At 66.2% G+C, this 22,970-nt stretch carries 19 protein-coding genes and 1 tRNA gene; 11 read left to right on the forward strand and 9 right to left on the reverse strand.

From position 1 onward, the window contains the following. Positions 1 to 27 precede the first annotated feature (27 nt). The 3 genes from ACYQ8K_RS18395 to ACYQ8K_RS18405 form a co-directional block, all read right to left on the reverse strand. Positions 28 to 798 carry an enoyl-CoA hydratase gene (locus tag ACYQ8K_RS18395; RefSeq protein WP_459971157.1) on the reverse strand — a complete coding sequence of 257 codons (771 nt, stop codon included), beginning with the start codon at positions 796 to 798 and terminating at the stop codon, positions 28 to 30. A 440-nt stretch (positions 799 to 1,238) separates the two neighbouring features. Further along, entirely contained in the window at positions 1,239 to 1,649 is a 411-nt protein-coding gene (locus tag ACYQ8K_RS18400) for a hypothetical protein (protein WP_459971159.1), read from the reverse strand. 821 nt (positions 1,650 to 2,470) lie between these two features. Further along, the gene (locus ACYQ8K_RS18405) at positions 2,471 to 3,154 is read right to left on the reverse strand and encodes a cutinase family protein (RefSeq protein ID WP_459971161.1); all 684 of its coding nucleotides are present in this window, start codon (positions 3,152 to 3,154) and stop codon (positions 2,471 to 2,473) included. A 153-nt stretch (positions 3,155 to 3,307) separates the two neighbouring features. Here ACYQ8K_RS18405 and ACYQ8K_RS18410 point away from each other — a divergent pair, with 153 nt between their 5' ends. Then, positions 3,308 to 3,529, forward strand: a complete 222-nt coding sequence (locus ACYQ8K_RS18410) for a hypothetical protein (RefSeq protein WP_459971163.1) — start codon at positions 3,308 to 3,310, stop codon at positions 3,527 to 3,529. 455 nt (positions 3,530 to 3,984) lie between these two features. Further along, positions 3,985 to 4,293 carry a hypothetical protein gene (locus ACYQ8K_RS18415; RefSeq protein ID WP_459971165.1) on the forward strand — a complete coding sequence of 103 codons (309 nt, stop codon included), beginning with the start codon at positions 3,985 to 3,987 and terminating at the stop codon, positions 4,291 to 4,293. Positions 4,294 to 4,566: 273 nt separating this feature from the next. Here the strand turns inward: ACYQ8K_RS18415 and ACYQ8K_RS18420 are convergent, their stop codons facing one another. Further along, the gene (locus ACYQ8K_RS18420) at positions 4,567 to 5,280 is read right to left on the reverse strand and encodes a GAF and ANTAR domain-containing protein (protein WP_459971167.1); all 714 of its coding nucleotides are present in this window, start codon (positions 5,278 to 5,280) and stop codon (positions 4,567 to 4,569) included. 358 nt (positions 5,281 to 5,638) lie between these two features. On the opposite strand from ACYQ8K_RS18420, the gene ACYQ8K_RS18425 reads away from it, so the two are divergent. Next, positions 5,639 to 6,049 carry an ATP-binding protein gene (locus ACYQ8K_RS18425; protein ID WP_459971169.1) on the forward strand — a complete coding sequence of 137 codons (411 nt, stop codon included), beginning with the start codon at positions 5,639 to 5,641 and terminating at the stop codon, positions 6,047 to 6,049. Positions 6,050 to 6,161: 112 nt separating this feature from the next. Here the strand turns inward: ACYQ8K_RS18425 and ACYQ8K_RS18430 are convergent, their stop codons facing one another. The 3 genes from ACYQ8K_RS18430 to ACYQ8K_RS18440 form a co-directional block, all read right to left on the reverse strand. Next, on the reverse strand, positions 6,162 to 6,740 hold the full coding sequence (locus ACYQ8K_RS18430; protein WP_459971199.1) for a fasciclin domain-containing protein: 579 nt from the start codon (positions 6,738 to 6,740) through the stop codon (positions 6,162 to 6,164). Positions 6,741 to 6,848: 108 nt separating this feature from the next. After that, complete coding sequence (locus tag ACYQ8K_RS18435) at positions 6,849 to 8,597, reverse strand: cytochrome c biogenesis protein CcdA (RefSeq protein ID WP_459971171.1); 1,749 nt, start codon at positions 8,595 to 8,597, stop codon at positions 6,849 to 6,851. 115 nt (positions 8,598 to 8,712) lie between these two features. Further along, positions 8,713 to 9,249 (reverse strand): fasciclin domain-containing protein, encoded by a 537-nt coding sequence (locus ACYQ8K_RS18440; RefSeq protein WP_459971173.1) that lies wholly within the window; start codon positions 9,247 to 9,249, stop codon positions 8,713 to 8,715. Positions 9,250 to 9,665: 416 nt separating this feature from the next. Here ACYQ8K_RS18440 and sigK point away from each other — a divergent pair, with 416 nt between their 5' ends. Further along, positions 9,666 to 10,226: an ECF RNA polymerase sigma factor SigK gene (sigK, locus tag ACYQ8K_RS18445; protein ID WP_459971175.1), complete on the forward strand. Its 561-nt coding sequence runs from the start codon at positions 9,666 to 9,668 to the stop codon at positions 10,224 to 10,226. Further along, positions 10,226 to 10,927, forward strand: coding sequence for an anti-sigma factor (locus ACYQ8K_RS18450; protein ID WP_459971177.1), 702 nt, complete (start codon positions 10,226 to 10,228; stop codon positions 10,925 to 10,927). Before sigK ends, ACYQ8K_RS18450 begins: the two co-directional genes overlap by 1 nt. Positions 10,928 to 11,432: 505 nt before the next feature. Here ACYQ8K_RS18450 and ACYQ8K_RS18455 read toward each other — a convergent pair. After that, a complete protein-coding gene (locus ACYQ8K_RS18455) occupies positions 11,433 to 12,797 on the reverse strand; it encodes a PPE family protein (protein WP_459971179.1) in 1,365 nt (454 codons plus the stop codon). A gap of 744 nt (positions 12,798 to 13,541) precedes the next feature. On the opposite strand from ACYQ8K_RS18455, the gene ACYQ8K_RS18460 reads away from it, so the two are divergent. After that, positions 13,542 to 14,510 (forward strand): NAD(P)H-binding protein, encoded by a 969-nt coding sequence (locus ACYQ8K_RS18460; RefSeq protein ID WP_459971181.1) that lies wholly within the window; start codon positions 13,542 to 13,544, stop codon positions 14,508 to 14,510. A 115-nt stretch (positions 14,511 to 14,625) separates the two neighbouring features. On the opposite strand, the gene ACYQ8K_RS18465 is transcribed toward ACYQ8K_RS18460, so the two are convergent. Continuing rightward, positions 14,626 to 14,699, reverse strand: a tRNA-Arg gene (locus ACYQ8K_RS18465). A 188-nt stretch (positions 14,700 to 14,887) separates the two neighbouring features. Between ACYQ8K_RS18465 and lipQ the strand changes: the two genes are divergently transcribed. The 5 genes from lipQ to ACYQ8K_RS18490 form a co-directional block, all read left to right on the forward strand. Next, a complete protein-coding gene (gene lipQ / locus ACYQ8K_RS18470; RefSeq protein ID WP_459971183.1) occupies positions 14,888 to 16,135 on the forward strand; it encodes an esterase LipQ in 1,248 nt (415 codons plus the stop codon). 148 nt (positions 16,136 to 16,283) lie between these two features. After that, positions 16,284 to 17,753 carry a WS/DGAT/MGAT family O-acyltransferase gene (locus tag ACYQ8K_RS18475; protein ID WP_459971185.1) on the forward strand — a complete coding sequence of 490 codons (1,470 nt, stop codon included), beginning with the start codon at positions 16,284 to 16,286 and terminating at the stop codon, positions 17,751 to 17,753. Continuing rightward, positions 17,750 to 19,549, forward strand: a complete 1,800-nt coding sequence (locus ACYQ8K_RS18480) for an HAD-IB family hydrolase (RefSeq protein ID WP_459971187.1) — start codon at positions 17,750 to 17,752, stop codon at positions 19,547 to 19,549. Before ACYQ8K_RS18475 ends, ACYQ8K_RS18480 begins: the two co-directional genes overlap by 4 nt. Continuing rightward, positions 19,546 to 21,900, forward strand: coding sequence for a glycerol-3-phosphate 1-O-acyltransferase (locus tag ACYQ8K_RS18485; RefSeq protein ID WP_459971189.1), 2,355 nt, complete (start codon positions 19,546 to 19,548; stop codon positions 21,898 to 21,900). The genes ACYQ8K_RS18480 and ACYQ8K_RS18485 overlap by 4 nt, the downstream gene beginning before the upstream one ends. Before the next feature lie 28 nt (positions 21,901 to 21,928). Then, a partial coding sequence (locus ACYQ8K_RS18490; RefSeq protein ID WP_459971191.1) for a copper resistance D family protein occupies positions 21,929 to 22,970 on the forward strand: 1,042 nt, incomplete at its 3' end.

Here is a 22,970-nt window from a genome sequence, read left to right on the forward strand (position 1 = left end):
CGTGGGTGGCGGTACGGCCGCCATTGCCTACCGGCGTTGCGCCGCGGCCAAACGCTGTGCGAACTCCGGAGATTGGATGGAATAGGACTGCGGCCCGAGCTCGGCGCGCATCGCGAGCTCGTGCTGCTCGTTGTCCAGCGACCCCGGACTGACGGTGGCGCGCATGGTGGCCTTGGTCGCCAGCACGACTTCCCGCGGGGCCGCCGCCGGGCCGGCGGCCAGTGCCAGGGCCGCGGCGACGGGATCGTCGGCCACACTCAGCGCCAACCCGTGCCGCACGGCGGCGTCGGCGTCGAAACGCATGCCGAACAGCAGGGCCGCCCGGGCGACCTGCGGGCCGACGGCGCGCTGCAGCATCCACGTCGCGCCCCCACCGGGGTGCAGCCCCAGCTTCTGAAATCGCGCGTCGAACATGGCGGCGGGTCCGGCGATGCGCACGTCGGCCGCCAGGGCCAGGTTCAGTCCCGCGCCCACCGCGGCGCCGTTGACCGCGGCGATGGTGGGCAGCCGGCAACTGCCGACGGCCATGAAACCGTCATAAAGCTGCTGCAGGCCCGTCTCGGCCGCTCCGCCGCCGGCAGCGCCGAGCGCGCTGAGATCGGCGCCCGCGCAGAACGCCTTGCCCGCCCCGGTGATCACCACGGCGTGCACCTCGGGGTCTGCTTCGGCCCGCGCGACGGCCTCCCGCAGGTACCCCGACGACTCGGCCGTTATCGCGTTGCGCCGATCGGGATCGTTGACGGTGATGAGCGCGACGCGGCTGGTGACGTGGTAAAGGATGAGTTCGGACTGGGCCATCGGGCACCTCCGGCTTCGTGGATCGGCTGTCGGTCGGCCCGCCCTCACCGGTCCACCGGCGGCAGCGTCACGGGCGAGGTAAGACTACTTCGCGCCGCCAGGCCGGGGTTGGCCGGTGCGAGCGTGATTAGCGAGAACCTGCAGGCATTGCATGCCGGCGGCCCCGCGCCTATTGACCCGCCCGATGGCCGAACGCCATTCACGGGCGACCCATCTAGTTACCGGCGAGTAGCGCAAACGCGTAAGACTTTGCGGGCCGCGCCGCGGATATCGGAATCTACAAGTGACGCCGTGTTTATAGAAACGTTATCTGCCGCATTTGACATCATGGTTACGCACCTGAGTCAACCTGGTAAAACGCTTGATGAGACGCCGGCAAACCGGCTGGGCGCCGCCATCGCGCCCCGACTCGGTTGAACCGCCCAAATGCGCGGGCTCTGCTACAGCTCCGGTTTCGCTAACTTCTTCGCTAGCTCATCGAGTTCGGCTTGGCGCTCACGCACCGCACACCCGCGCCGCTCGATGCGCGCGCCCTGCAGAACGGCCCCCGGCAGCGCCTCGCTACGCAGTCTGTTGTTGGCGTAATGGATTGCGGCATCGATCATTTCGATGTACCGCTCCGCGTCATGCTCTGCGCAGGAGCCCTCGATGCGCTGGACTTCGTCCCAACACGGATAGGAAGAGTACCGGGCATCGAGTTGTTGCTGAGAGACCTGCGTTCCGAAGTAACACCGCCAGTCGCGGCTCAACCAGCCCCTCGTCTTGACTTCGACTTTGATTCGATTGCCAACACCAGCTATGAACCTCGGCTCACCGACGCGGACCACCGGCTGCCAGTCATTCGACGCCATATATCGCCAACCCCTCGAAGAGAAGACGCTCTAAGTAATGATCTCCCCGTAGCGTCATCTGCTCGTATTGACTCGCTGTTCCCAGAAAGATTAAACCGCAAACTTTTGGCATTGACTTCGAATTTTGCGGGATCGTCAAAAGGTATGGAAATGGCCCGACTGCATTACCGGCGGTTCAGCGCAAGCGTTTTGCGGCCCTGGGTGGCGACCGCCAAAATACGGCCGTGACCTGCGTCACCGGCGCGACGTCGCGAGGCTCCGGCTGTCGGCTGCCGCGGCCGCCGCGGCCGCCGGCTCGGGCACGAGTGGTCGTTCGCACGGCCCGCCCAAGGATCCGTTGAGGATCCGCCAAGACGTGTTCCGCAAGCTCATGTCAGCTCGAAAGAGCATCCCACTCGGCATCGACGCTAGGAGAACCTCATGCGGACAACGGGGTACAGGACGACACGGTCCGGGGCCATGGCGTGCCGGGCCTACGCACGGACCCGCGATCGACGAATTGGAAATGCCCGGCTGATGCTGGTCTCCGTCGCGACGGCCGGGCTGGTCGGCCTCGGTGTCGGTGTCGCTTGCCTCGATGGACCGCTGGCGGGCCGGCATTGTTCCGTTCCGGAAGTGACGACGCACGACGCAACCGGCCTCACATTGTCGTGCAGCCCGGCGTCGACGGGAGGCCGTGAGTTGGTGTGGCAGTATGCTCCGGCGTCGTAGCCTCGATAGGCCAAGTGGCGCAGCGCGTTTCGGTCGGGTCGAAGGTGTGTGGGCCGTTCAACCGGGCAAGACCGAACGAGCGCCACCAGCCGTTGCTGCCTGCGGGGGACTCAGAGGTGGCCGGCCACGAAAGCGGCCGCCTGACCGGGCATTCCGGACCCTTGGTAGGACAGGTCCGCCGCCGAGAACATCTCGTCGTGCGACGGCAGCGCCAGGGGTCCACCCGGAGTGCACACCGGATCGCCGGGCGCACACAGGTCGATGGCCTTCGCGCCGTACCACGGGCTGACCACGCTCACCGGCGCCCCGAGATACCGGGCCGACGGATTCCCGAACAGGGCCAGCGCCGCGACATGGTCGGCCTCGTCGGCCGTCAATATCTGAGGATTCAAGCCCGCGATCGAGGCCTGAGCGATGGTGATCAGATCGATCACCATCGCGCCCTGCGAATAGCCGCCGAGCACCAATTTGGTGTTCGGGCAGTTCGCCACCATGGACTGAACGTGAGCGTGGGCATCGCCGGCGCCGGCCGAGGCCGACGGGGCGAAATCCTCGCCGGCGGGGTAGTTGACCGCGTACACCCCGAGGGACCGGCCCCCGATCTGGGAACGCAGCGAATCGATGAATACTTGTCCGACCCCGCCGACGCCGGGCGGCTCGGCGGTGCCGCGCGCGAAGGTCACCTCGACGTCGGGACACGGGGCGGCGGACGCGGAAATCGGTGGGCACAGCGGCGCCGTCCAGGTTGTCGCCACCGCGACACCCAGCAAACGCGATAATCGGCGTGCGTTCACGCTCCAATGCTGACACATCGGGGCCGGAAAGACACCGTCCAATTCAGCGCCCGGTATCCGCCGGGCGCTCTGACCCGGACCGTTTGTCGGTTCAGCACACCCGGTTGCTGCGTATCCGGGTATTTGCTGGTGTCATTGACGCGATGGGAATGGATGTCCGGCGAAATGACGTCGAGCGCTTCGATGCTTCTCGTCATTAACGCGAGGCGTCATGGCAGCAACGGTTCTCGATATCCGAACGATGCCAACGGTGTGGCGATCTGCGCGACGACCACCGGCGGGCAGGGTGTATGCGCTGAAACCATCTTCGCTGACTTCTCTGCCGGCTTGGCGGGCGCGGTCGGACGTGACTTTTCCCGCACGCCCTACGACTAACGGCAGACGGATCTGGTTCCGTTCCCTTTGCAACGGACGCAATACTCGTCGTCCTGATTCTGCGTTTCATGGATCGAATTGCATTCAGGACACTCTTGAATATATTTGTGTCGCGGATTCAGGCACGAGGCCATTAACGCTTGTTTTTGTCTGAATATGCTTGCCGAACTTCTATTGGTACTAGACAACATTCCGATTGATTTCCCTGCTCAGTAAAGCGCATGCCTGGCTGCGATAGCGGCTACGCGCGTTTGCCACTGCCAACCACTGTTCCCAAATTCGGCCGGTTGAAACCCCCGCGAACAGGTCTTTCGAAAACTCCTTGCGAGGCCAGCCGGGCGCCGTAGGCAATCTCTACCGGCCCCGCAGAAATGGCGTAGGCGGCTACTCTAGACGGCTCGATCAGGAGCGCCGGAAACTATTGAGGTCCCGCCCCTCCAGCGAAAGGTTCAGCCATGACCATCATCGCTACCACGATCGTCCATCCCAACCCAGGGGTCGGCTGGGACGACGTTCAGAAGCAGCTGAAGCGAGCGACCGGGCTCGCCCGTAAACATGGCGCGGAGAATGTCACCGCGCTGGTGAACATGATCGGAGGTCAGGGCACCAATGCCATCGGCTTGATGACAAGCGCTCAAGACTGGGCGACCTATGGCCGGATCCAGCAGAGCCTCAGTGCCGACCCGGATTACCAAAGCCTCCTCATCGACGCGGGCCAGATCGCCACCTGGGAGAACTACGTCAGCCAGACGATCGAGGTCTAGCACAGCGCGCAGTACTACGTGATCGACGGCCCGCGGCCCGGCGTTTGGCGCCATCGGTCGTCGATCTACCCAATGACCGCCTAGGTAGTCGCCAGTAGCGACTACCTAGGCGGTCGGCGTCCGGCTCTCTACCGAACATCAACCTCTCGATCTGGGGAGCGCCTCGTTGCAAGGGCCCGGCCAGGTCTTGCTTCAGCTGTGCTGCAACAGGATTGGTTGTGCTTCGGCCTGGTTGAGAAGCTGCCCACGAAGCTCGCACCCTGCTGCACAGACCTAATCTGCACCTGGGCGTGAAGGGTGCTCGACGTCGATGAGTCGCTGAGCGAGGTCGGCGATCTTGGTGTTGGTCTTTTGGGAAAGCCGAGTCAGCAGACTGAACGCCGCGACCGAGTCGAGGTTGAACCGTTCCATCAAGATCCCTTTGGCCTGTCCGATGATGTCCCGGGATGCCAGAGCGCTACGGAATTGTTCGTCGCGACGCAGCATCTTCCACGCCAGCGCGGTATGGGTGGCCACTATCAACCCCAGCTCCACGGACTCATGGTCGAACGCCCGTGGCTGTTCGGCGTAGACGTTCAGTGCGCTCAAGGTATCGCTGGTCACGGAGAGTTCGAACGACATGATGGACCGGATAGGTGTTTGAGCGACTGCATCTTCGGCGTAGCGCGGCCACCGCGTTTCGGAGGCAAGGTCATCGATGCGGATGACGTGTTGCTCCCATGCAGCGGTGAGGCAAGGCCCTTCTTGGTGCTGTTGTTGAAGTTTGTCGAGCAGCACGGGATAGCGGTGGGTTGCGGCCGCGGTGCTGATTCCGCTGGAGCGGCTCGCCAAGGTGATTCCGGCGTATTGAACACCCGGTACAAACTGGGCCACGCTTTCCAGCAGTTCGCTGAGAGCCTGATCGACATCGACCGGATTGGATTGCGCTTCGTTGACAAGGTCAGCGAGCTCGGCGATCAACCCGCTGCTAGGCCGATTGTCCGTCATCGCCGAGACCTCCTCTGACCGGCAAAGCAATTCGCAGTTCATTATCGCCTACCGGGCGGCCGAGCCCCACACCGATTCGCGGGGATGATCGGCACGCGCGTGACGTCGTGCGACTTCAGCTGGGCCGCGCTGCTGAGTTTGAGGGCGGGCCTCGGCGGAGTAGTTTGAACCGGAGTTGCTCGCAGCGCGGGCCGAGGCGGGGTACAACGGATTTGATGATTGACGATCAATTCGCCGCCGCACGCGGTGTACGTCCCAGCTTGACGCCCAAACGCTTGCGGACGCGCACACGACCCATCCCCTGCTCTGGCAGGACGGAGCGTCGGTCGACAGCACTCACTACGCGCCCGGCGAGGCGTTGGCCCGCTACTATCGGCCGCTGCCCACCAACCCGGCGGCACGGACCTACACGGTCGAACATTTCGCCGATCTGGAATACGCACGATCATTCGCTGCCGGCTATGCCAGATGGCTTGGCTTGCCCGCCAGACGCATCAGCGACTTACTGCTGATCACAACCGAATTGGCCACCAACAGCCTGCAACACACCAGCAGCGCCTGCCGCCTGGCCTTGTGGCAGCACGGTAGCCACCTCATATGTGAGGCCAGCGATACCGGCCGGTTCGACGATCCCCTGGGCGGCCATCGTCGACCAACCGCCGACGGTGGCCGAGGGCTGTTGTTGGTCAACGCCGTTGCCGACCTGCTACGGACTCACACCACCGCGATCGGCACGACAATCCAAGCATATTTGGCCTTGACCGGCTAGTGTCGCGCATTTGAAATTGGGCTTCTGATGACGTTGTCTCCCAGAGCTTTCCGCTGCGACCGTTGCCATCAGTCGTTGCACCCGATCCTCCGGCGACGCGGCGCAGACCCTGCTAGGCCGGCGGCATCAGAACGGTGTCGACCATGTAGACCGTCGCGTTCGCGGTGTGCACCCCGCCGCACACCACGGCGGCGTTGTTGACGGTGAGGTTGTTGGCTTGTCCGGCAACCGTCAGGTCGGCGCCCTGCTGGGTCTTGTGCGTGCCGATGACCTTGGCCGGGCTGAGCTGGCCTTGGACGACGTGATAGGTCAGGATGCTCGTCAGCATCGAGGCGTTCGTTTTGAGCTGGTCAATCGTTGCGGGCGGCAGTTTGTTGAATGCGTCATCGGTGGGTGCGAAGACCGTGAACTGGCCGTTGTTGAGAGTGTCGACCAAGTTCACCTGCGGGTTGAGCTGGCCGGAGACCGCGGCGGTCAATGTGGTGAGCATCGGGTTGTGCGACGCGGCGACCGCAACGGGGTCTTGTGACATGCCCTGCACAGAGGCGGGCCCGGCGGGGTGGGCATTGGCGTAGTCCGCGCATCCAGGTCCGACCAAGTCGGACGCCATCGCGGCCGGTGCGGTGGCCACTGCGAACCCCACGACTGTCGCCGCGGTCAAACCCGCGGCCGTCAGCGGCATGTTGGTCATCTTCATCGTTTTCGCTCCTCGGTTATCGGCGTCAGCCGTGTGCAGCTGGCATCGGTGATTCGGAGCCGTAAGGGGTTCGGATTGCTCAACGGATTCGATCGGCGTCGATCAACCGTAAGTGAAGGAAAATGCCTCAAGGCCTTTGGTGAGGTGTATCTCGAGCGTTGTGGCATCGCTGTGGTCGTCTGCCACCAGCAAATGTGACGTCGGTGGCCCGGTTACGGCCACGGTCTTGGTTTGTACGCCTCGCGTCACTGTGACGGTGCCCGTTCCGCCGGCTACCAGATAGACCTTTTGCGCGTGGTAGTTGAGTCTGATGCTGGACTCGTCGCTGTTGGCTGTTGCGCCCTGGTAGTCCAGCGACCATGGGCCACGCAGAGCGAAGCTGTCGGCGGGAAGATTTGGGGGATAGTCGAATACCGTTGCGCCCTCGTCGTATTGGCCGACGCCGCGGTAGTTGACCACCTTTCCGACTCCGAAGTAGGTCTCGGGTGTGGTCTGTCGCGGTGGGACCGGGTCGTCGGCGGTGTCTCGCGGCGACGGAAGGCGCACGCCGCGGTTCGCGTCGGCGATCAATTGCCTGATGAGCTTCTCGGTGCCGCGGTAATCGCCTTCGCCGAACTTGATGTGTCGCACCGTACCGGTGGCGTCGATCAGATACTCCGCGGGCCAGTAACGATTGCGGTAATTGGTCCAGGTCGAATAGGCGTTGTCGAGCGCGATGGGGTAGGTGATACCGAGATCTGCCGCACCCTTGGCCACGTTGGCGGGTACCTTCTCGAACGCGTACTCGGGGGTGTGCACCCCGATGACTTCGAGGTTGTCGTGATAGGCGTTGAACCAGCCCACGACGTGCGGGATGGCACGCTGACAATTGATGCACGAATAGGCCCAGAAATCGATCAACACCACCTTGCCGCGCAGACTTTTCAAGTCGACCGGTCGATCACCTGGTGTGTTGAGCCAGCCGACGATGCCTTTGATATTGGGTGCCGGGCCGCAGCTTTCGAGTTGCGCGCTCCCGTCGCTGCAGTGCGACAGCTGCGCATTCTCGGCAGTGACGATTCCGCCCAAGTCGAGTTTCTCCTGTATCCGTTGATCGCTCGCGATCCTGTCCTGCAATGAACGCGTGTAGTCCGGGACGGCCTGTTGCAGCATCGCGGGCAGGTTGAATACCAGGGCGACCGCTAGCAATATCGTCACGATTCCCGCGGCGGTGCGCAGCTGACGTTGTCGACGCCGGAAGGCGCTCACCCGTTGTGCCACTTGTTGACCCGCGAGCGCGAACAACAGAAGCGGCACGGCGGCGCCGAGAGCGAAGGCGCATGTCAGTACGAGCGTGCCGATGCCGATCCTCGCGGTCGCACCGGCCACCATGATTGCGGCCAAGACCGGGCCGGCGCAGGGCACGTAGAGGACGCCCAGCGCAATGCCGAGACCAAACCCGTTGTCGTAGTTGCGCGTTTGCCATTGCGGCAGGCGTGCGAAGGGCTTTTCGAGAAGCTGTTCGAAACCGGGAAAGATAAGGCCGAGCCCGATAGCGACCAGGGCGACCAAAGCCGCCCAGCGGACGGCGTCTTGTGGCAAACGCAGCAGGGATAGCAACGTCGATCCGACCAGGGTGACAGCGCTGAAGCCCAGGACGAGGCCGCCGATCACCCAATACGGTCGAAACCGTTGTTTCTCCGGGCTTTTCGATGTGGCTGCCGAGCCGCCGTCAGTCGGTGCACGGCGCTGATGCCGGTCGGAGCGTTGGTGGGAGCCGGAGAAGAAAATGACCGGCAACACCGGCAAAATGCACGGCGAGACGCCGGTGATCAAGCCGCCGATGAATCCGACCAGCGCAAGAGTAACCATGACCGGTATTCGTTGCCGGACCACTCGTGGATCGCGTGACGCGTCGAATTAGGGCCGACACGAAGGCAGCCGGGCGCAGATAGCCCGGCTGCCTTCGGTTAGTGGGCTCGGAGGTTTATCGGCTGGGCGGCATCAACACCGTGTCGATCATGTACACCGTCGCGTTTGCGGTGTGCACCCCGCCGCACACCAGTCCCGCGTCGTTGACCTTCAGACCGTTGCCCTGGCCCGTCACGTTCACGTCGGCGCCCTGCAGTGTCGGATGGGTGCCGTCAACCTTGTTCGGGCTCGCCTGCCCTTGGACCACGTGATAGGTCAGAATGCTCTTGAGCATCGCGGCATCCGTCTTGAGCTTGTCGATGGTCCCCGCCGGCAGTTTGTCGAACGCGGCGTTGGTGGGCGCGAAAACCGTGTACTGGCCGTTGTTGAGGATATCGACCAAGTTGACCTCCGGGTTCAGCTTGCCCGACAGGGCCGACGTCAACGTGGTCAGCATCGGATTGTTGGAGGCGGCCGTGGCGACCGGATCTTGAGCCATGCCCGCGACCGATCCCGGGCCGGTCGGGTTTTGTTTGGCGTAGTCCCCACAGCCCGCGCCCACCAGATCCGCTGCCGGATCGGCGGTCGCAGACGTGGTTGCCGGTGCTGCCATGCTGCTGGCAGTGGTCGGTTCAGAAGCTGACTTGTTCGATGAACATGCTGATAGGCCGGCTACCAGCGCTGTTGCGGCGATGGCAGCGGCAGCGACTGATCGTGCCCGAGCGTTCCTCATTGTGTTCGGCTCCTTCGTGGTGGGCGGCCTCGTGCCGCCGTCGTCGGTCGGTCATGAGTCATTCGGAACCGTGGTCGCCGCGGATGGGTCAACGACGGCGAGGGCAGCATCCGCGCGCAGTTCGGCGCCGAATACCGGGTATGCGATCGGACGCGGTCACTCCTCCGACGGGGTCGGACCTTCCCGCGACTCCAAGTAGCGTGACCGGCCCACGGGAGTCGAGTTGGATACATCGGACGGCGCCACCGTCCCCGTGTCGGCAGGCGCAGTCGAGAAAGCCGATACGCTATCGCGCCATGGGCAGTGCGGCGCGCACCGGCAGCGATCTCGACGCTTTACTGCGCCGCGTCGCGAAGCACGACGTCGATGCGTTCACGCAGCTTTACGATCAGACTTGCGCACGGGTGTACGGATTGGTCTTCAAGATCCTTCGTGATGCCAACTACAGCGAGGAAACGACCCAAGAGCTGTACCTGCAGGTCTGGCGCAACGCCGGCACTTATGATCCGGCTGCGGGAAGCGCCCTGGCATGGCTGCTGATGCTGGCCCACCGACGGGCCATCGATCGAGTCCGATCAGAGCAGGCCGCTACGGAACGCGAATCACGTTACGGCGTAAGCCATGTCGAGCGCCCGCGCGACGTCGTCGCGGATGCTGCCATCGCCCGGGAAGAGCGTGACCGCGTACTTGGATGCCTACAGGCGCTCACCGCGACACAACGCGAGTGCATCGATTTGGCCTACTATCGAGGCCTGACCTACGTCCAGGTCGCTGAGCGGCTCGCGCAGAACCCCTCGACCATCAAGTCTCGGATGCGCGACGCCTTGCGCGCCTTACGTCGTTGTTTGGAAACCTGATGACCGACCCCACAGACACGCCGCTGCTCGAACTGGCCACCGTATACGCGCTGGACGCTGTCTCCGACAGCGAGCGCGAAGACATCGAACGACGTGTCGCCGCGGCCCCCGCGTCGGTCGCCGAAGCGTTTTACGCAGAGGTGCAGGCGGTGCGGGAGGCGATGGCAGCCCTTTCCGAAACGACTCGGCTGGAACCTGCGCCGACGCTGCGGGCCAGAGTGCGTGGAGAAGTCATCGAGCCAGTCAGGCCTCGCAATACCTATTGGCGCACAGCCGTTTTGGCGGCAGCGGCAGCTGTCATCGCCGCGGTGGTCGCGACGGGAGTCACCTTGACGCTGCGCCCGACGCCGCCGGCGTCGACGACCGCGTCTGTGTTGTCCGCGCCGGACCTTCGCACCGCCGCTGCCCAGCTTCCGGACGGCGGCACCGTGACCCTGCTGTCCTCTCAACAGAGAAATGCCGCCGTGATCGTCATGAACAATGTCCCGCCGCCCAGCTCGGGCACGGTGTACGAGATGTGGTTGATAGACGCCGCCGGCCCCCGGCCGGCAGGCATCATGAGCGCCGAAACCGTCAAGCCATCCGTCACCGCGGTGATCGGGAACCTCGGGCACAGCACCGCGCTCGCGCTGACCAACGAGCCCGGACGAGGGTCCAGCCAACCGACCACCACACCGTTTCTCAAGCTTCCATTGACCTGAGGGTTGGCCGTTGTCGGACTACGAGTTACCGGCGTTGACGGCTGCGGAGCAGAGCCGATTCGTCGTTACCGGCCGCGTACCCGGGAGTGGGGTTTGTCAGCGATCGACCGGGTGAAGATTGGCCAAAGCAGTGGCTCCGGCCGCGTCGAAGCAACGTCCTAGTCGCGCCGCCTACCCGAAAGTCCCTCCTGTATTCCCCGACGGATTTGCCGTCCTTGGGTCGGGGTGCCGGCCGGGGCGGTCTCGCTGCAGCTGCAGCTGAGACCGCCGAACGGTCCGGGGTCGCCGCCGCTTGGACCCGGGTCGGCGCCCGCAAGCGCACGCCCCGAAGTCACGAACGCCACGATCAGGGCAGCGCATGTCAGCGCTTTCGTGGTGAATGTCAACGGTTTTCGTCCCGCGATCGGGTTCCTAGGCCGTTGGGGTGCGGGTCTAGCCAATTGCGGTTCCTTTGCAGTCGTAGCGCTTGTACACCTTTGGACGATGCGGTGATCGATTCGGTGCATTACCCAGCCACCGGGGAGTGCGGAATCAGCGAGACGCGCAGGCCGACGCGCTGGACTGCACCCTCGGATTCACGACCGACCATGCCGCCCAACGGAACCTTGGATACGGCGGTGCCCGGTGCAGCCGTTGGTGCTGCGGCCCATCCACCCGGCAGGGCGCCGCCGTTGAGAGCATGCAGCGGGGTGACTGATGACACCGTCGCCGCCCAACTCGGTGGCACGGACAGTGTGCTCAGCGAACTGGCCTGGCCCACGCTGGCCGAGGCGCCCTGACCCAGGGCCGCCAGCGGCGCGAGGTTTCCCGAGCCCGTCGCTGCGCCCGCTCCTCCCATGCTCGCCATCCCGGCGCTGCCCTCGGCCCCCAAGATCGAACCGGCGCCCGCTTCGTCCAGGGCCAATCCCTGGTAGTCCAGGTCCAGGCCGTAGAGGTCTATGCCGATCCCACCGCCGTCGGCGATGAGGCCGGCGCCGTCGGCGCCATACCCGGCCGCCTCGGAGGCCAGGCCGGCCGTGGCTCCGTCCGCTGCGGGCGCGGCAGCGAGCGCCGAGGCCAGTCCCGCCGCAGCGCCCGCACCGGTGCTGGCGCTCTTGGTCGCGCCCTTGCCCGAGGCGCCGGTCAGACCCGACAGTGAACTGAGTGGGGCGGAGGCTCCCGACGACCCCAGCGACGCTCCGGCGCCCATCGCCGCCTGCGACAGGCCGGAACTCGGGGACGACCCCGGGGTGGAGAGGCCTTGGAGGGTTTGGGGCACCGAGGAGAGCCACTGCGTCGGAGTGTTGCTCCCCGCGTGAGCTGCCGCGTGGCTGACGGCGCCGATGTGGCCGCCGAGGCCGGCACTAGTGGTCGTCTGCGGCGGCGATGGCATGGGCGAAAGCGTCGAGGCCGAAGCTGACGTGGCCGCATAGCTGTACATCGCCGTGGCGTCCTGGGCCCACATTTCGCTGTATTCGGCCTCCGTCACCATGATGGCCGGCGTGTTCTGCCCGAAGATATTCGTCTGAATCAACGCCAGAAGCCGAGCGCGGTTGGCCCCGATCAGCGGGGGTGGCACCGTCATCGCGTACGCGGTTTCGAACGCTGTCGCGGCGGCCGTGGCCTGGGTCGCCGCCTGCCCACATTGCCCGGCGGTCGCAGTCATCCACGCGATGTAGGGCAACACCGCGGCCGCCATCGTCATCGACGCCGGTCCCAGCCAGGACTCGTCGGTCAGGCTCGCGGTCACGGTCTGGTAGCCGCTGGCGGCGTCGGTCAGCTCGGCGGCCAGCGATTCCCATCCGCCGGCCGCGGCGAGCAAAGTTGCGGGCCCCGGCCCTGAATAGATGCGTCCAGAGTTGATCTCTGGTGGTAACGCGCCAAAATCCATGTCTATCTCAATCTTTCGGTTAAGCCTCTGGGTCTGACCTGGCGATGCTGTGGCATCGGATTCACGCTTGCGACGTAGCGCACAACGGATGGTCAGCAGGGAGTGCTGAACAAATGAGGGCTTAAGGCAACGCGCGTCCGCGACATGGTGAAGCGCGTCGATGACGGATCAAGGCTTCACTGACGAGAGTTCGCCGACGACGGGGAGAAGCTAGTGCGGCTAGCGTTAACCGGTCGCGACGGTGTTGTGCGCAGACGAGCAGAGGTGCTCAATCAGCAACGGGCAACACAGAATTGAATCAGAAGATTGTGCACCACAGAACTGGACACCGGCGGGCGTGCGCGCGTGTCGAATCGCTGCTGAGGCGAAATGTTTCCCACCGCTGGGGGTGTCGCGGATCCGAACGATCGCGGCGTGGAAAGCGCCAAAGTGGTTGCCCGATCACGCTTTACTCCAGCATTCCTGAAAGCCTTGTCGTCGTTCACGGTGGATCCAACACCAAGTCGACGAACGGGAACGGCCGCACTGTGTAGCTGTGTCGGACCCGACTCCGCAGCGGCCGATGGGGGCGTCGCCTCCTGCGACTGGGATGAGATGGCCGCCATCTGGGCGTGCACCGCCCCGCAACCAAGAACAGCAGCCACCAGAGCCAGAGCGGCAACGACGGCACACGCAGATCGTCGTCCTACCCACCGTGAAGGCATGCTCGGTCCGAAACTCACAGTGCTACATACGTTACCAGTTATGCGTCGCCTGCCGCCCGAGCCGCACGACGGGGTACGTGCGAACGAGCGGCGTGGCTCCACCACGTCATGGTTCACTCGTACCGTGCTGCTGATCACCGGCCCGTCGGGCAATGTGGGCCGCGAGGTGGTGGACATTTTGCGCGCGAAGCCACCCGGTGGGCCGTGGCGGGTGGCCAGCCGACACCCCGATCAGCTGCGCGACTCGCTGGCTGGCGCGGCGCAGGTGTGCCGGTTCGACTTGTTTGACCGGTCGACCTGGGCGGAAACGCTGCGCGGCGTCGACACGCTTTTCCTGCTGTTTCCGTTGCCCGGTAACCGTGCCGCTCGCACCGCGGTGATCCCGTTCGTCGAGTTCGCCGAGCATGCGGGCTGCCGGCACGTGGTGTACGTGTCGGTGTTCGGCGCGGACCGTGCCGCGTTCATCCCGCACTACAAGGTCGAAGCGGCGCTGAAGGCATCGTCGATGAGCTGGACGCTGCTGCGGTGCGGCTTCTTCATGCAGAACCTGCACCGGTCCATCTCCACCCATGGCAGCGACATCGTCGAACGGGGCGAGCTGTTCATCCCGGCGGGCCGTGGCCGTACCAGCTTCCTCGATGCGCGCGACGCCGCGGACGTCGCCGCGCGGGCGCTCAGCAATCCCGCCGCACACCGCAACGCCATTTATCACCTCACCGGACCGGCTGCGCTGACCATGAGCGAAGTCGCCGCGGCCCTGAGCGCTGTGTTGGGCCACCCGGTCACCTACACCCGCCCCGGGCTCATGCGCTTCGCCATCCGGCTGCGCCGTCGAGGGGTGGGATGGGACGCCATCGGGTTCATGGCGGCCGTGTACACGTTGACCAGGCTTGGCCAGAATCAGCCGATTACCGATGACGTCCAGCGGCTGCTCGGTCGGCCACCGCGCACTCTCGAGCAGTTTCTGCGCGACAGCGCCTGGCGCTGGCAGCAACGCGCATGGACCTAGAGCCGCTTCGTGTCACTCGCAACGTTCGGCGCTTGGCCAACTCCCTCGGATCGGGAGCGTCAAGGATCAGCCGAAACAACTGTCAAGCATCAGCCGAAGTCACACACCGGCCCGGTGCCCCCGGCACGACTCGAACGTGCGACCTAGGGATTAGAAGGCCCTTGCTCTATCCACCTGAGCTACGGAGGCAATGTGCAGGTCAGTCTATCCAACCGCACCCCGGTGATCCGATTCCGCGCCGCCACGCGCGTGAAAACCCTTCCCACGCCACGCTTATCGGTTATCGTGAGGACCCTCGACACACGTACAAAACCGGCCGGCCATCGGCCGTTAACCGCGACGAGGCGTGTGCATAACGTTCCAGAGGTGACGTTGCGATGAGCGTGGCCAGTGATCAGTCTTCGCCCTGCGGGTGGGCGGGCGCCCAGGCGGCACGCCTGGCGGCCGAGGTCCGGGACGTCTATCACCTCGGCAACCTGGTGCTACGCGGCGGGCCGTTCGCGCTGGGCTGCTTGGCCGGTTGGCTGCTCACCGAGTTTCCCCCGCACGTCGTGACCGGGCACGCGCTGTCGAGGGTCTCGCACCCGTCCGTCGGCCGGGTCGGCAAGACGCTGGCAGCGCAACGGGCGGACAAGACCCTCACCACGGCGCTGGTGGAGGCCTTCGGCCCCGAGTTCCGTGAGCAGGTGTGTCACCCCGCGGCCGTCGGGGCGCTGTGCGCCCCGCGCGGAGGCCTGCTGGGCCGCCCCGGCCCGCACCGCCGGTATGCCGCACAGACTTCCGACATCTCCTACGGCCCGAGCGCACGCGACCACCTGCTCGACATCTGGCGACGCGATGACCTGGCCCCCGGATGCCGGGCGCCGGTGCTGATCCAGGTGCCGGGCGGGGCGTGGACGCTCAACGGCAGGCGCCCGCAGGCCTACACGCTGATGAGCCGCATGGTCCAACTCGGCTGGATCTGCGTCTCCATCGATTACAGCAAGAGCCCGCGCGCGACCTTCCCCGCGCACCTGATCGACGTGAAAAGGGCCATCGCCTGGGTGCGGGAGAACATCGCCGACTACGGCGGCGACCCCGACTTCATCGCGATCACCGGCGGTTCTGCGGGCGGCCACCTGGCCTCCCTGGCCGCGCTCACCCCGAACGATCCCACCTTCCAACCCGGCTTCGAAGACGCCGACACCACCGTGCAAGCGGTGGCGCCCTATTACGGCGTCTACGACTTCACCGACTTCGAGAACATGCACCCGCTGATGCTGCCGTTCCTCGAACAGTTCGTCATGAAGGCCCGCTACGCCGACGAACCCGAGCGCTTCACGGCGGCGTCGCCGGTGTCCTACGTGCACAGCGACGCACCGCCCTTCTTCGTGCTGCACGGCGAGAAGGACGAATTGGTGCCCAGCGGTCAGGCTCGCGCGTTCTGCGCCGCGCTGCGCGCGGCCGGGGCGGCCACGGTGGCGCACGCCGAACTCGGCAACGCGCACCACGCTTTCGACATCACCCCGACGGTTCGATCCCGGCTGGCGGCTGACGCCGTCGCCGATTTCCTCGGGGTCGTCTACGGGCGGCGGGTCAGCTCGCTGTTGGATTCGCTGCCCATGTCGGCCACTTCCGCCAGTTGAGGGCCAGCTGAGCCCGCTCCCAGGTACCTGCCGCTTCTTTCACCAGCGCGGTAACCCGACTAGCGTTGGGTAGACCGTTGGGGTTGGTGGGGTCCAAGGCAGGAGGCTTGATCGACGGTGACAACGTTGGCGCGTCGAGCTGATGACCATGACTGAGTCCGTCGAGGCGATTAAGTTGTCCGACGAGCTCGGGCCGGTCGACTACCTACTGCACAGGGGAGAGGCGAACCCCCGCACCCGTTCCGGGATCATGGCGCTGGAGCTCCTGGACCGCACGCCGGATTGGGAACAATTCCGCGCCCGATTCGAAAGCGCCTCGCGACGTGTGCTGCGGCTGCGGCAAAAGGTCGTCGTGCCGACGCTGCCGACCGCGTCGCCACGCTGGGTGGTCGATCCCGACTTCAACCTGGATTTCCATGTGCGCCGAGTGCGGGTGTCCGAACCCGGCACGCTGCGTGAGGTATTCGATCTCGCCGAGGTCATCCTGCAGTCGCCGATGGACATCTCGCGGCCGCTGTGGACGGCCACCCTGGTCGAGGGGCTGGCCGACGGACAGGCCGCGACGCTGCTGCACGTCAGTCACGCCGTCACCGACGGTGTGGGTGGGGTCCAGATGTTCGCCGAGATCTATGACCTCGAGCGCAGTCCGCCGGCCAAGCCAACGCTGCCGCTGCCCGTCCCGCAAGACCTGACACCGAATGACCTGATGCGCCAGGGCATTAACCACCTGCCCTTCGCCGTCGTCGGCGGCGTCATGAACGCGCTGTCCGGGGCGGTCTCGGCCGCCGGGCGCGCGGTCCTGGAGCCGACGGCCACCGTGTCCGGGATCGTCGGGTATGCCATGTCGGGCGTGCGGGTGCTCAACCGGGCCGCCGAGCCGTCGCCGTTGCTGCGGCGGCGCAGCCTGGCCACCCGCAGCGAGGCGATCGACATCCCGCTCGCCGACCTGCACAAGGCAGCCAAGGCCGGCGGCGGGTCGATCAACGACGCCTACCTTGCCGGGCTCTGCGGCGCCTTGCGCCGCTACCACCGGGCGTTCGGCGTGCCGATCAGCACGCTGCCGATGGCGGTGCCGGTCAGCCTGCGGGCCGAAGCGGATACCGCCGGCGGCAACCGGTTCACCGGCGTCAACCTGGCGGCGCCCATCGGGACCGCCGACCCCGTCTCCCGCATGAAGAAGATTCGCGCCCAGATGACGCAGCGCCGCGACGAGCCCGCGATGAACATCATCGGTTCTTTTGCGCCGGTGCTCAGCGTATTGCCGACCGCGGTGCTGGAAGGGATCACCGGCTCGGTGATCGGCTCCGACGTGCAGGCCAGCAACGTGCCGGTCTTCCCGGGTGACACCTACCTCGCCGGCGCGAAAGTCTTGCGGCAGTACGGTATCGGTCCACTGCCCGGAGTGGCGATGATGGTGGTGCTGATTTCGCGGGGCGGCTGGTGCACCATCACCGTGCGCTACGACAAGGCCTCGGTGCGAAACGAGGCGTTGTTCGCCCAATGCCTGCTGGACGGCTTCGACGAGATCCTGGCGCTGGCCGGTGACCCACCACCGCGCGCCGTGCCCGCCTCGTTCGCCGAGTCGGCCGTATCCACCCGATCGGTGGCGGGCTCGTGAGCGCCTCGAACGAGCAGGGGGACAAGGGCGAAACCCCGGGGCAGGACATGCGGTTGCCCGGCTCGGTGGCCGAGATCATGGCCAGCCCTGCCGGCCCCAAGATCGGTGCGTTCTTCGACCTGGACGGCACGCTGGTCGCCGGGTTCACGGCGATCATCCTGACCCAGGAGCGGCTGCTGCGCCGCGACATGGGTGTGGGGGAGCTGCTCGGCATGGTGCAGGCCGGCCTGAGCCACACCCTCGGTCGCATCGAATTCGAGGACCTGATCGGCAAGGCCGCCGCGGCGCTGACCGGGCGGCTGCTCGACGACCTGGAAGAGATCGGCGAGCGGATGTTCATCCAGCGGATCGAGTCGCGGATCTACCCCGAGATGCGCGAGCTGGTGCGCGCGCACATGGCTCGGGGCCACACCGTGGTGCTCAGTTCGTCGGCGCTGACCATCCAGGTCAACCCGGTCGCACGTTTCCTCGGCATTCCCAACATGCTCACCAACAAGTTCGAGACCACCGAGGACGGCATGCTCACCGGCGGCGTTCAGAAGCCGATCCTGTGGGGACCGGGAAAAGCCGCTGCGGTACAACGCTTTGCGGCCGAGCACGACATCGACCTCAAGGACAGCTACTTCTACGCCGACGGCGACGAGGACGTCGCCCTGATGTATCTGGTGGGAAATCCGCGGCCGACGAATCCCGAGGGCAAGATGGCCGCGGTGGCCAAGCGCCGCGGATGGCCGATCCTGCGGTTCAGCAGCCGCGGCCCGGTGGGATTGCGGCGCCAACTGCGCACGCTCGCCGGGTTCGGCTCGATGTTCCCGGTCGCCGCCGGCGCGGTGGGCATCGGTGTGCTGACCCGCAACCGGCGCCGCGGCGTCAACTTCTTCACCTCCAACTTCTCCCAGTTGTCGCTGGCGATCGCCGGCGTGCAGCTCAACGTCATCGGCAGGGAGAACCTGACCGCGCAACGCCCGGCGGTCTTTATCTTCAACCACCGCAACCAGGTTGACCCGGTGATCACCGGCGCGCTGGTGCGTGACAACTGGGTCGGGGTGGGCAAGAAGGAGTTGCAGAAAGACCCCGTCATGGGCCCGCTGGGCAGGCTGGTGGACGGCGTATTCATCGACCGCGACGATCAGGCCGCCGCGGTGGAGATGCTGCACGAGGTCGAAGACCGTGCGCGCAGGGGACTTTCGATCGTGATCGCGCCCGAGGGCACCCGGGTCGACACCACCGAGGTCGGCCCGTTCAAGAAGGGGCCCTTCCGGATTGCGATGGCCGCGGGCATCCCGATCGTCCCGATCGTGATCCGCAACGCCGAGCTCGTCGCCGCCCGGAACTCGACCGTCATCAACCCGGGCACCGTCGATGTCGCGGTCTTTCCGCCGATATCGGTGCAGGACTGGACGCTGGACACGCTGCCGGAGCGGATCGCCGAAGTGCGTCAGCTGTACCTGGACACGCTGGCCAACTGGCCCGTCGGCGAACTACCCGAGGTCGACCTGTACGCCGAGAAGAAGGCGGCAGACAAGGCGCAGAGCCGTAGGGTCAAGGCGCCGGCGAAGAAGGCGGCGGCGAAGAAGGCCCCCGCCAAGAAGACCCCCGCCAAGAAGGCGGCGGCCAAGAAGACCCCCGCCAAGAAGACCCCGGCCAAGAAGGCGGCGTCAAAAGCGAAGCCGCCCAAGGCAAACCCGCACGAATCCCAGGCCGTCCTGAAAGACGGTGAGGCGCAACGACCCGCGGCCGAGGCCGCGGCCGTCAACGCCGAGTCACCCGAATCGCCGCCCCGAGGGCATCCGTGACCGAACCGGCCGCGGATAGCAGCGCGGTCCTTGCCGGACGAGACTCGCTGGTATTGGCGTCGATGGCCTCGCCGGTCGAGATACAACTGGTGACGGCGTGGATGGAACAACAGCGCGCAGGCCAGCCGGGGGCGAAATTCGACCTGGTGAAACTGCCGGCGCTCGACGCGCCGCCGGAGGCGATGACGGCCCTGGCCGAACAGCTCGAATCCGATGCGGACCGTTCGATCGTGCCGGTGCGGGTGTTCTGGCTGCCCGAGCCAGATCGCGGTCGGATGGCCAAGCTGGCCGGGCTGCTTCCCGGCCGGGATCCCTACCACCCCAACCAACGTCAGCAAGAACACATCGTACGGAGCGCCCCCCAACGCGCACGGGTGGTGGCCGGTGAGGCGGCCACCGTCTCCGAGCTACGCCGCCAATGGCAAGACACCACCGTCGGGGAAGACAAGAACGACTTCGCCCAATTCGTGATCCGGCGCGCCATCTTGGCGATGGAACGTGTCGAGTACCGGATCCTCGGACCGCAGTACAAGTCACCGCGGCTGGTGAAGCCGGAGATATTGGCCTCCAACCGGTTTCGCGCGGGCCTGGCCAAGATTCCCGGCGCCACCGTCGACGAGGCCGGAAAGATGCTCGACGAACTCTCCACCGGGTGGAGCCGGGCGTCGGTCGACCTCGTCGGGGTTCTGGGCAGGATGCTCAGCCGCGGGTTCGATCCCGAGATCGACTACGACGGCTATCAGGTGGCGGCGATGCGGGCCGGCCTGGAAGCGCACCCGGCGGTGCTGTTGTTCTCGCACCGGTCCTACATCGACGGCGCGGTGGTGCCGGTCGCCATGCAGGAGAACCGGTTACCGCCGGTGCACGTGTTCGCCGGCATCAACCTGTCCTTCGGGGCGATGGGCCCCCTGCTGCGGCGCTCCGGTGTCATCTTCATCCGCCGCAACATCGGCAACGACCAGCTGTACAAATACGTGTTGCGCGAATACGTCGGCTACATCGTCGAGAAGCGGTTCAACCTGAGCTGGTCCATCGAGGGCACCCGGTCGCGCACCGGAAAGATGCTGCCACCGAAGCTGGGCCTGCTGGCTTACGTCGCCGACGCCTACCTGGACGGCCGCAGCGAAGACATTCTGCTGCAACCGGTCTCGATCAGCTTCGACCAGCTGCACGAGACCGCGGAATACGCCGCGTACGCCCGCGGCGGCGAGAAGACGCCCGAGGGTCTGGGCTGGTTGTACAACTTCATCCGCGCGCAGGGCGAGCGCAATTACGGCAAGATCTACGTCCGGTTCCCCGAAGCCGTGTCGATGCGCCAGTATCTGGGCGCGCCGCACGGCCCGCTGGCGCAGGATCCCGATGCCAAAAGGCTTGCGCTGCAGAAGATGTCGTTTGAGGTCGCCTGGCGGATCCTGCAGGCGACGCCGGTGACGGCGACGAGCCTGGTGTGCGCGCTGCTGCTGACCACCCGCGGCGCGGCATTGACGCTCGGCCAGCTGCACCACACCCTGCAGGACTCGCTGGATTACCTGGAGCGCAAACAAAACCCGATGTCCACCAGCGCATTGCGGCTGCGCACGCAGGACGGTGTGCGCGCGGCGGTCGACGCGCTGTCCAACGGCCACCCGATCACCCGGATCGACGGCGGCCGCGAGCCGGTGTGGCGCATCGCGCCCGACGAGCAACACGCTGCGGCCTTCTACCGCAACTCGGTGATCCACGCCTTCCTGGAGACCTCGATCGTCGAACTCGCGCTGGCCCACGCCCGCCACGCCGACGGCGACCGCATGGAGGCGTTCTGGACCCAGACGATGCGGCTGCGCGATCTGCTGAAGTTCGACTTCTATTTCGCCGACTCGGCGACCTTCCGGGACAACATCGCCGAAGAGATGGCGTGGCACAACAATTGGGAAGCCCACGTGTCCGCCGGCGGCGACGAGATCCACGCGCTGTTGTTCGCCAAGCGTCCGCTGATGGCGGATGCGATGCTGCGGGTGTTCTTCGAGGCCTACGAGATCGTCGCCGACGTGCTGCGGGACGCGCCCGCGGACATCGGGCACAAGGAACTGACCGCCCTGGCGTTGGGCGTCGGCCGGCAGTACGTGGCGCAGACCCGGATCCGCAGCAGCGAATCGGTGTCGACGCTGCTGTTCGCCACCGCGCGCCAGGTGGTCGAGGATCAGAACCTGATCGCGCCGGCCCCGGACCTGGCCGACCGGCGCGCCGCGTTCCTGCGGGAACTGCGCGACATCCTGCAAGACTTCAACTACGTCGGCCACATCGCGCGCGATCAGTTCGTGGCCCGCGAGGCCAAGGCGCGCCAGGAGCTTCTGGACGGCCAGACTCGGTAGCCGACGAGCCCGCCCATACCCTGGACAGATGACCGTCGCCCCGCCGGCCGGCAAGGCCCCGGCCGAGGCCTCGACCCAGCGTCGCGCCCTGCTGTGGCCGGTGCTGGTCGGTGTCGCCGTACTGGCGGGCTGCACGGCCGCCGGCATCGGGACGCTCTCGCTGGCCAGCGCGCTGACCGTGACGGGCCTGCCCGACCCGGGCCAGGTGACCACGCTGGGGCTGCCGTTCGTCCGCGCCGCGGGTGAGATCGCCGCCGTCCTCGCGGTCGGGTCGTTCCTGTTCGCCGCGTTTCTGGTGCCGCCGCAGCGCAACGGCGTCCTCGACGCCGGCGGCTACCGGGCCCTTCGGCTCGGGACGGTGGCGTCGGGGGTGTGGGCGGTGTCCTCGGCCCTGCTGGTCCCGCTGACCATCTCCGACGTGTCCGGCCATCCCGTCGCCGACATCCCCCCGATGCGGATGTGGTCCCTGGCCGGGCTGATCACCAACGCCTCGGCCTGGCGCTGGACCGCGATCATGGCCGCGGTGATCACGCTGGCAAGCCTGTCGGTGCTGCGCTGGTCGTGGACGCCGGCGCTGACCGCCGGGTCGGTGATGACGCTGATTCCGCTTGGCCTGACCGGTCATTCGTCGGCCGGCGGTTCGCACGACCTGGCCACCAACGGCCTGCTGATACACCTGGTCGCCGCCAGCCTCTGGGCCGGTGGCCTGCTCGCCCTGCTGGCCCACGCCCTGCGCGGCGGCGGCCACCTGGGGCTGGCCGCGCGGCGGTTCTCGATGATCGCGCTGTGGTGTTGGGTCGCGATGGCGGTGAGCGGAGTGGTCAACGCCCTGGTGCGTGTGCAGCCGGCGGACCTGTTCAGCACCGACTACGGCCGGCTGGTCACCGCCAAGTTCGTCGCGCTGTGCCTGCTGGGCGGCCTCGGCTGGCGCCAGCGGCGCGTGAGTGTGGCTGCGCTGCAAGCGGATCCGACTCCGGCACGCGCACAGGGTGCGCTGCTGCGCCTGACGCTGATCGAGGCCGCCATTTTCGGCCTCACCTTCGGCATCGCCGTCGGGCTGGGCCGCACCC

This window comes from Mycobacterium sp. MUNTM1, from assembly GCF_054660795.1.

Excerpts from the sequence above, each read along its gene's own strand:
- ACYQ8K_RS18395 (WP_459971157.1), bottom strand. The coding sequence starts at position 798 with ATGGCCCAGTCCGAACTCATCCTTTACCACGTCACCAGCCGCGTCGCG.
- ACYQ8K_RS18400 (WP_459971159.1), bottom strand. The coding sequence starts at position 1,649 with ATGGCGTCGAATGACTGGCAGCCGGTGGTCCGCGTCGGTGAGCCGAGG.
- ACYQ8K_RS18410 (WP_459971163.1), top strand. The coding sequence starts at position 3,308 with ATGTCCGGCGAAATGACGTCGAGCGCTTCGATGCTTCTCGTCATTAAC.
- ACYQ8K_RS18415 (WP_459971165.1), top strand. The coding sequence starts at position 3,985 with ATGACCATCATCGCTACCACGATCGTCCATCCCAACCCAGGGGTCGGC.
- ACYQ8K_RS18420 (WP_459971167.1), bottom strand. The coding sequence starts at position 5,280 with ATGACGGACAATCGGCCTAGCAGCGGGTTGATCGCCGAGCTCGCTGAC.
- ACYQ8K_RS18430 (WP_459971199.1), bottom strand. The coding sequence starts at position 6,740 with ATGACCAACATGCCGCTGACGGCCGCGGGTTTGACCGCGGCGACAGTC.
- ACYQ8K_RS18435 (WP_459971171.1), bottom strand. The coding sequence starts at position 8,597 with ATGGTTACTCTTGCGCTGGTCGGATTCATCGGCGGCTTGATCACCGGC.
- ACYQ8K_RS18440 (WP_459971173.1), bottom strand. The coding sequence starts at position 9,249 with ATGGCAGCACCGGCAACCACGTCTGCGACCGCCGATCCGGCAGCGGAT.
- sigK (WP_459971175.1), top strand. The coding sequence starts at position 9,666 with ATGGGCAGTGCGGCGCGCACCGGCAGCGATCTCGACGCTTTACTGCGC.
- ACYQ8K_RS18450 (WP_459971177.1), top strand. The coding sequence starts at position 10,226 with ATGACCGACCCCACAGACACGCCGCTGCTCGAACTGGCCACCGTATAC.
- ACYQ8K_RS18455 (WP_459971179.1), bottom strand. The coding sequence starts at position 12,797 with ATGGATTTTGGCGCGTTACCACCAGAGATCAACTCTGGACGCATCTAT.
- ACYQ8K_RS18460 (WP_459971181.1), top strand. The coding sequence starts at position 13,542 with ATGCGTCGCCTGCCGCCCGAGCCGCACGACGGGGTACGTGCGAACGAG.
- lipQ (WP_459971183.1), top strand. The coding sequence starts at position 14,888 with ATGAGCGTGGCCAGTGATCAGTCTTCGCCCTGCGGGTGGGCGGGCGCC.
- ACYQ8K_RS18475 (WP_459971185.1), top strand. The coding sequence starts at position 16,284 with ATGACTGAGTCCGTCGAGGCGATTAAGTTGTCCGACGAGCTCGGGCCG.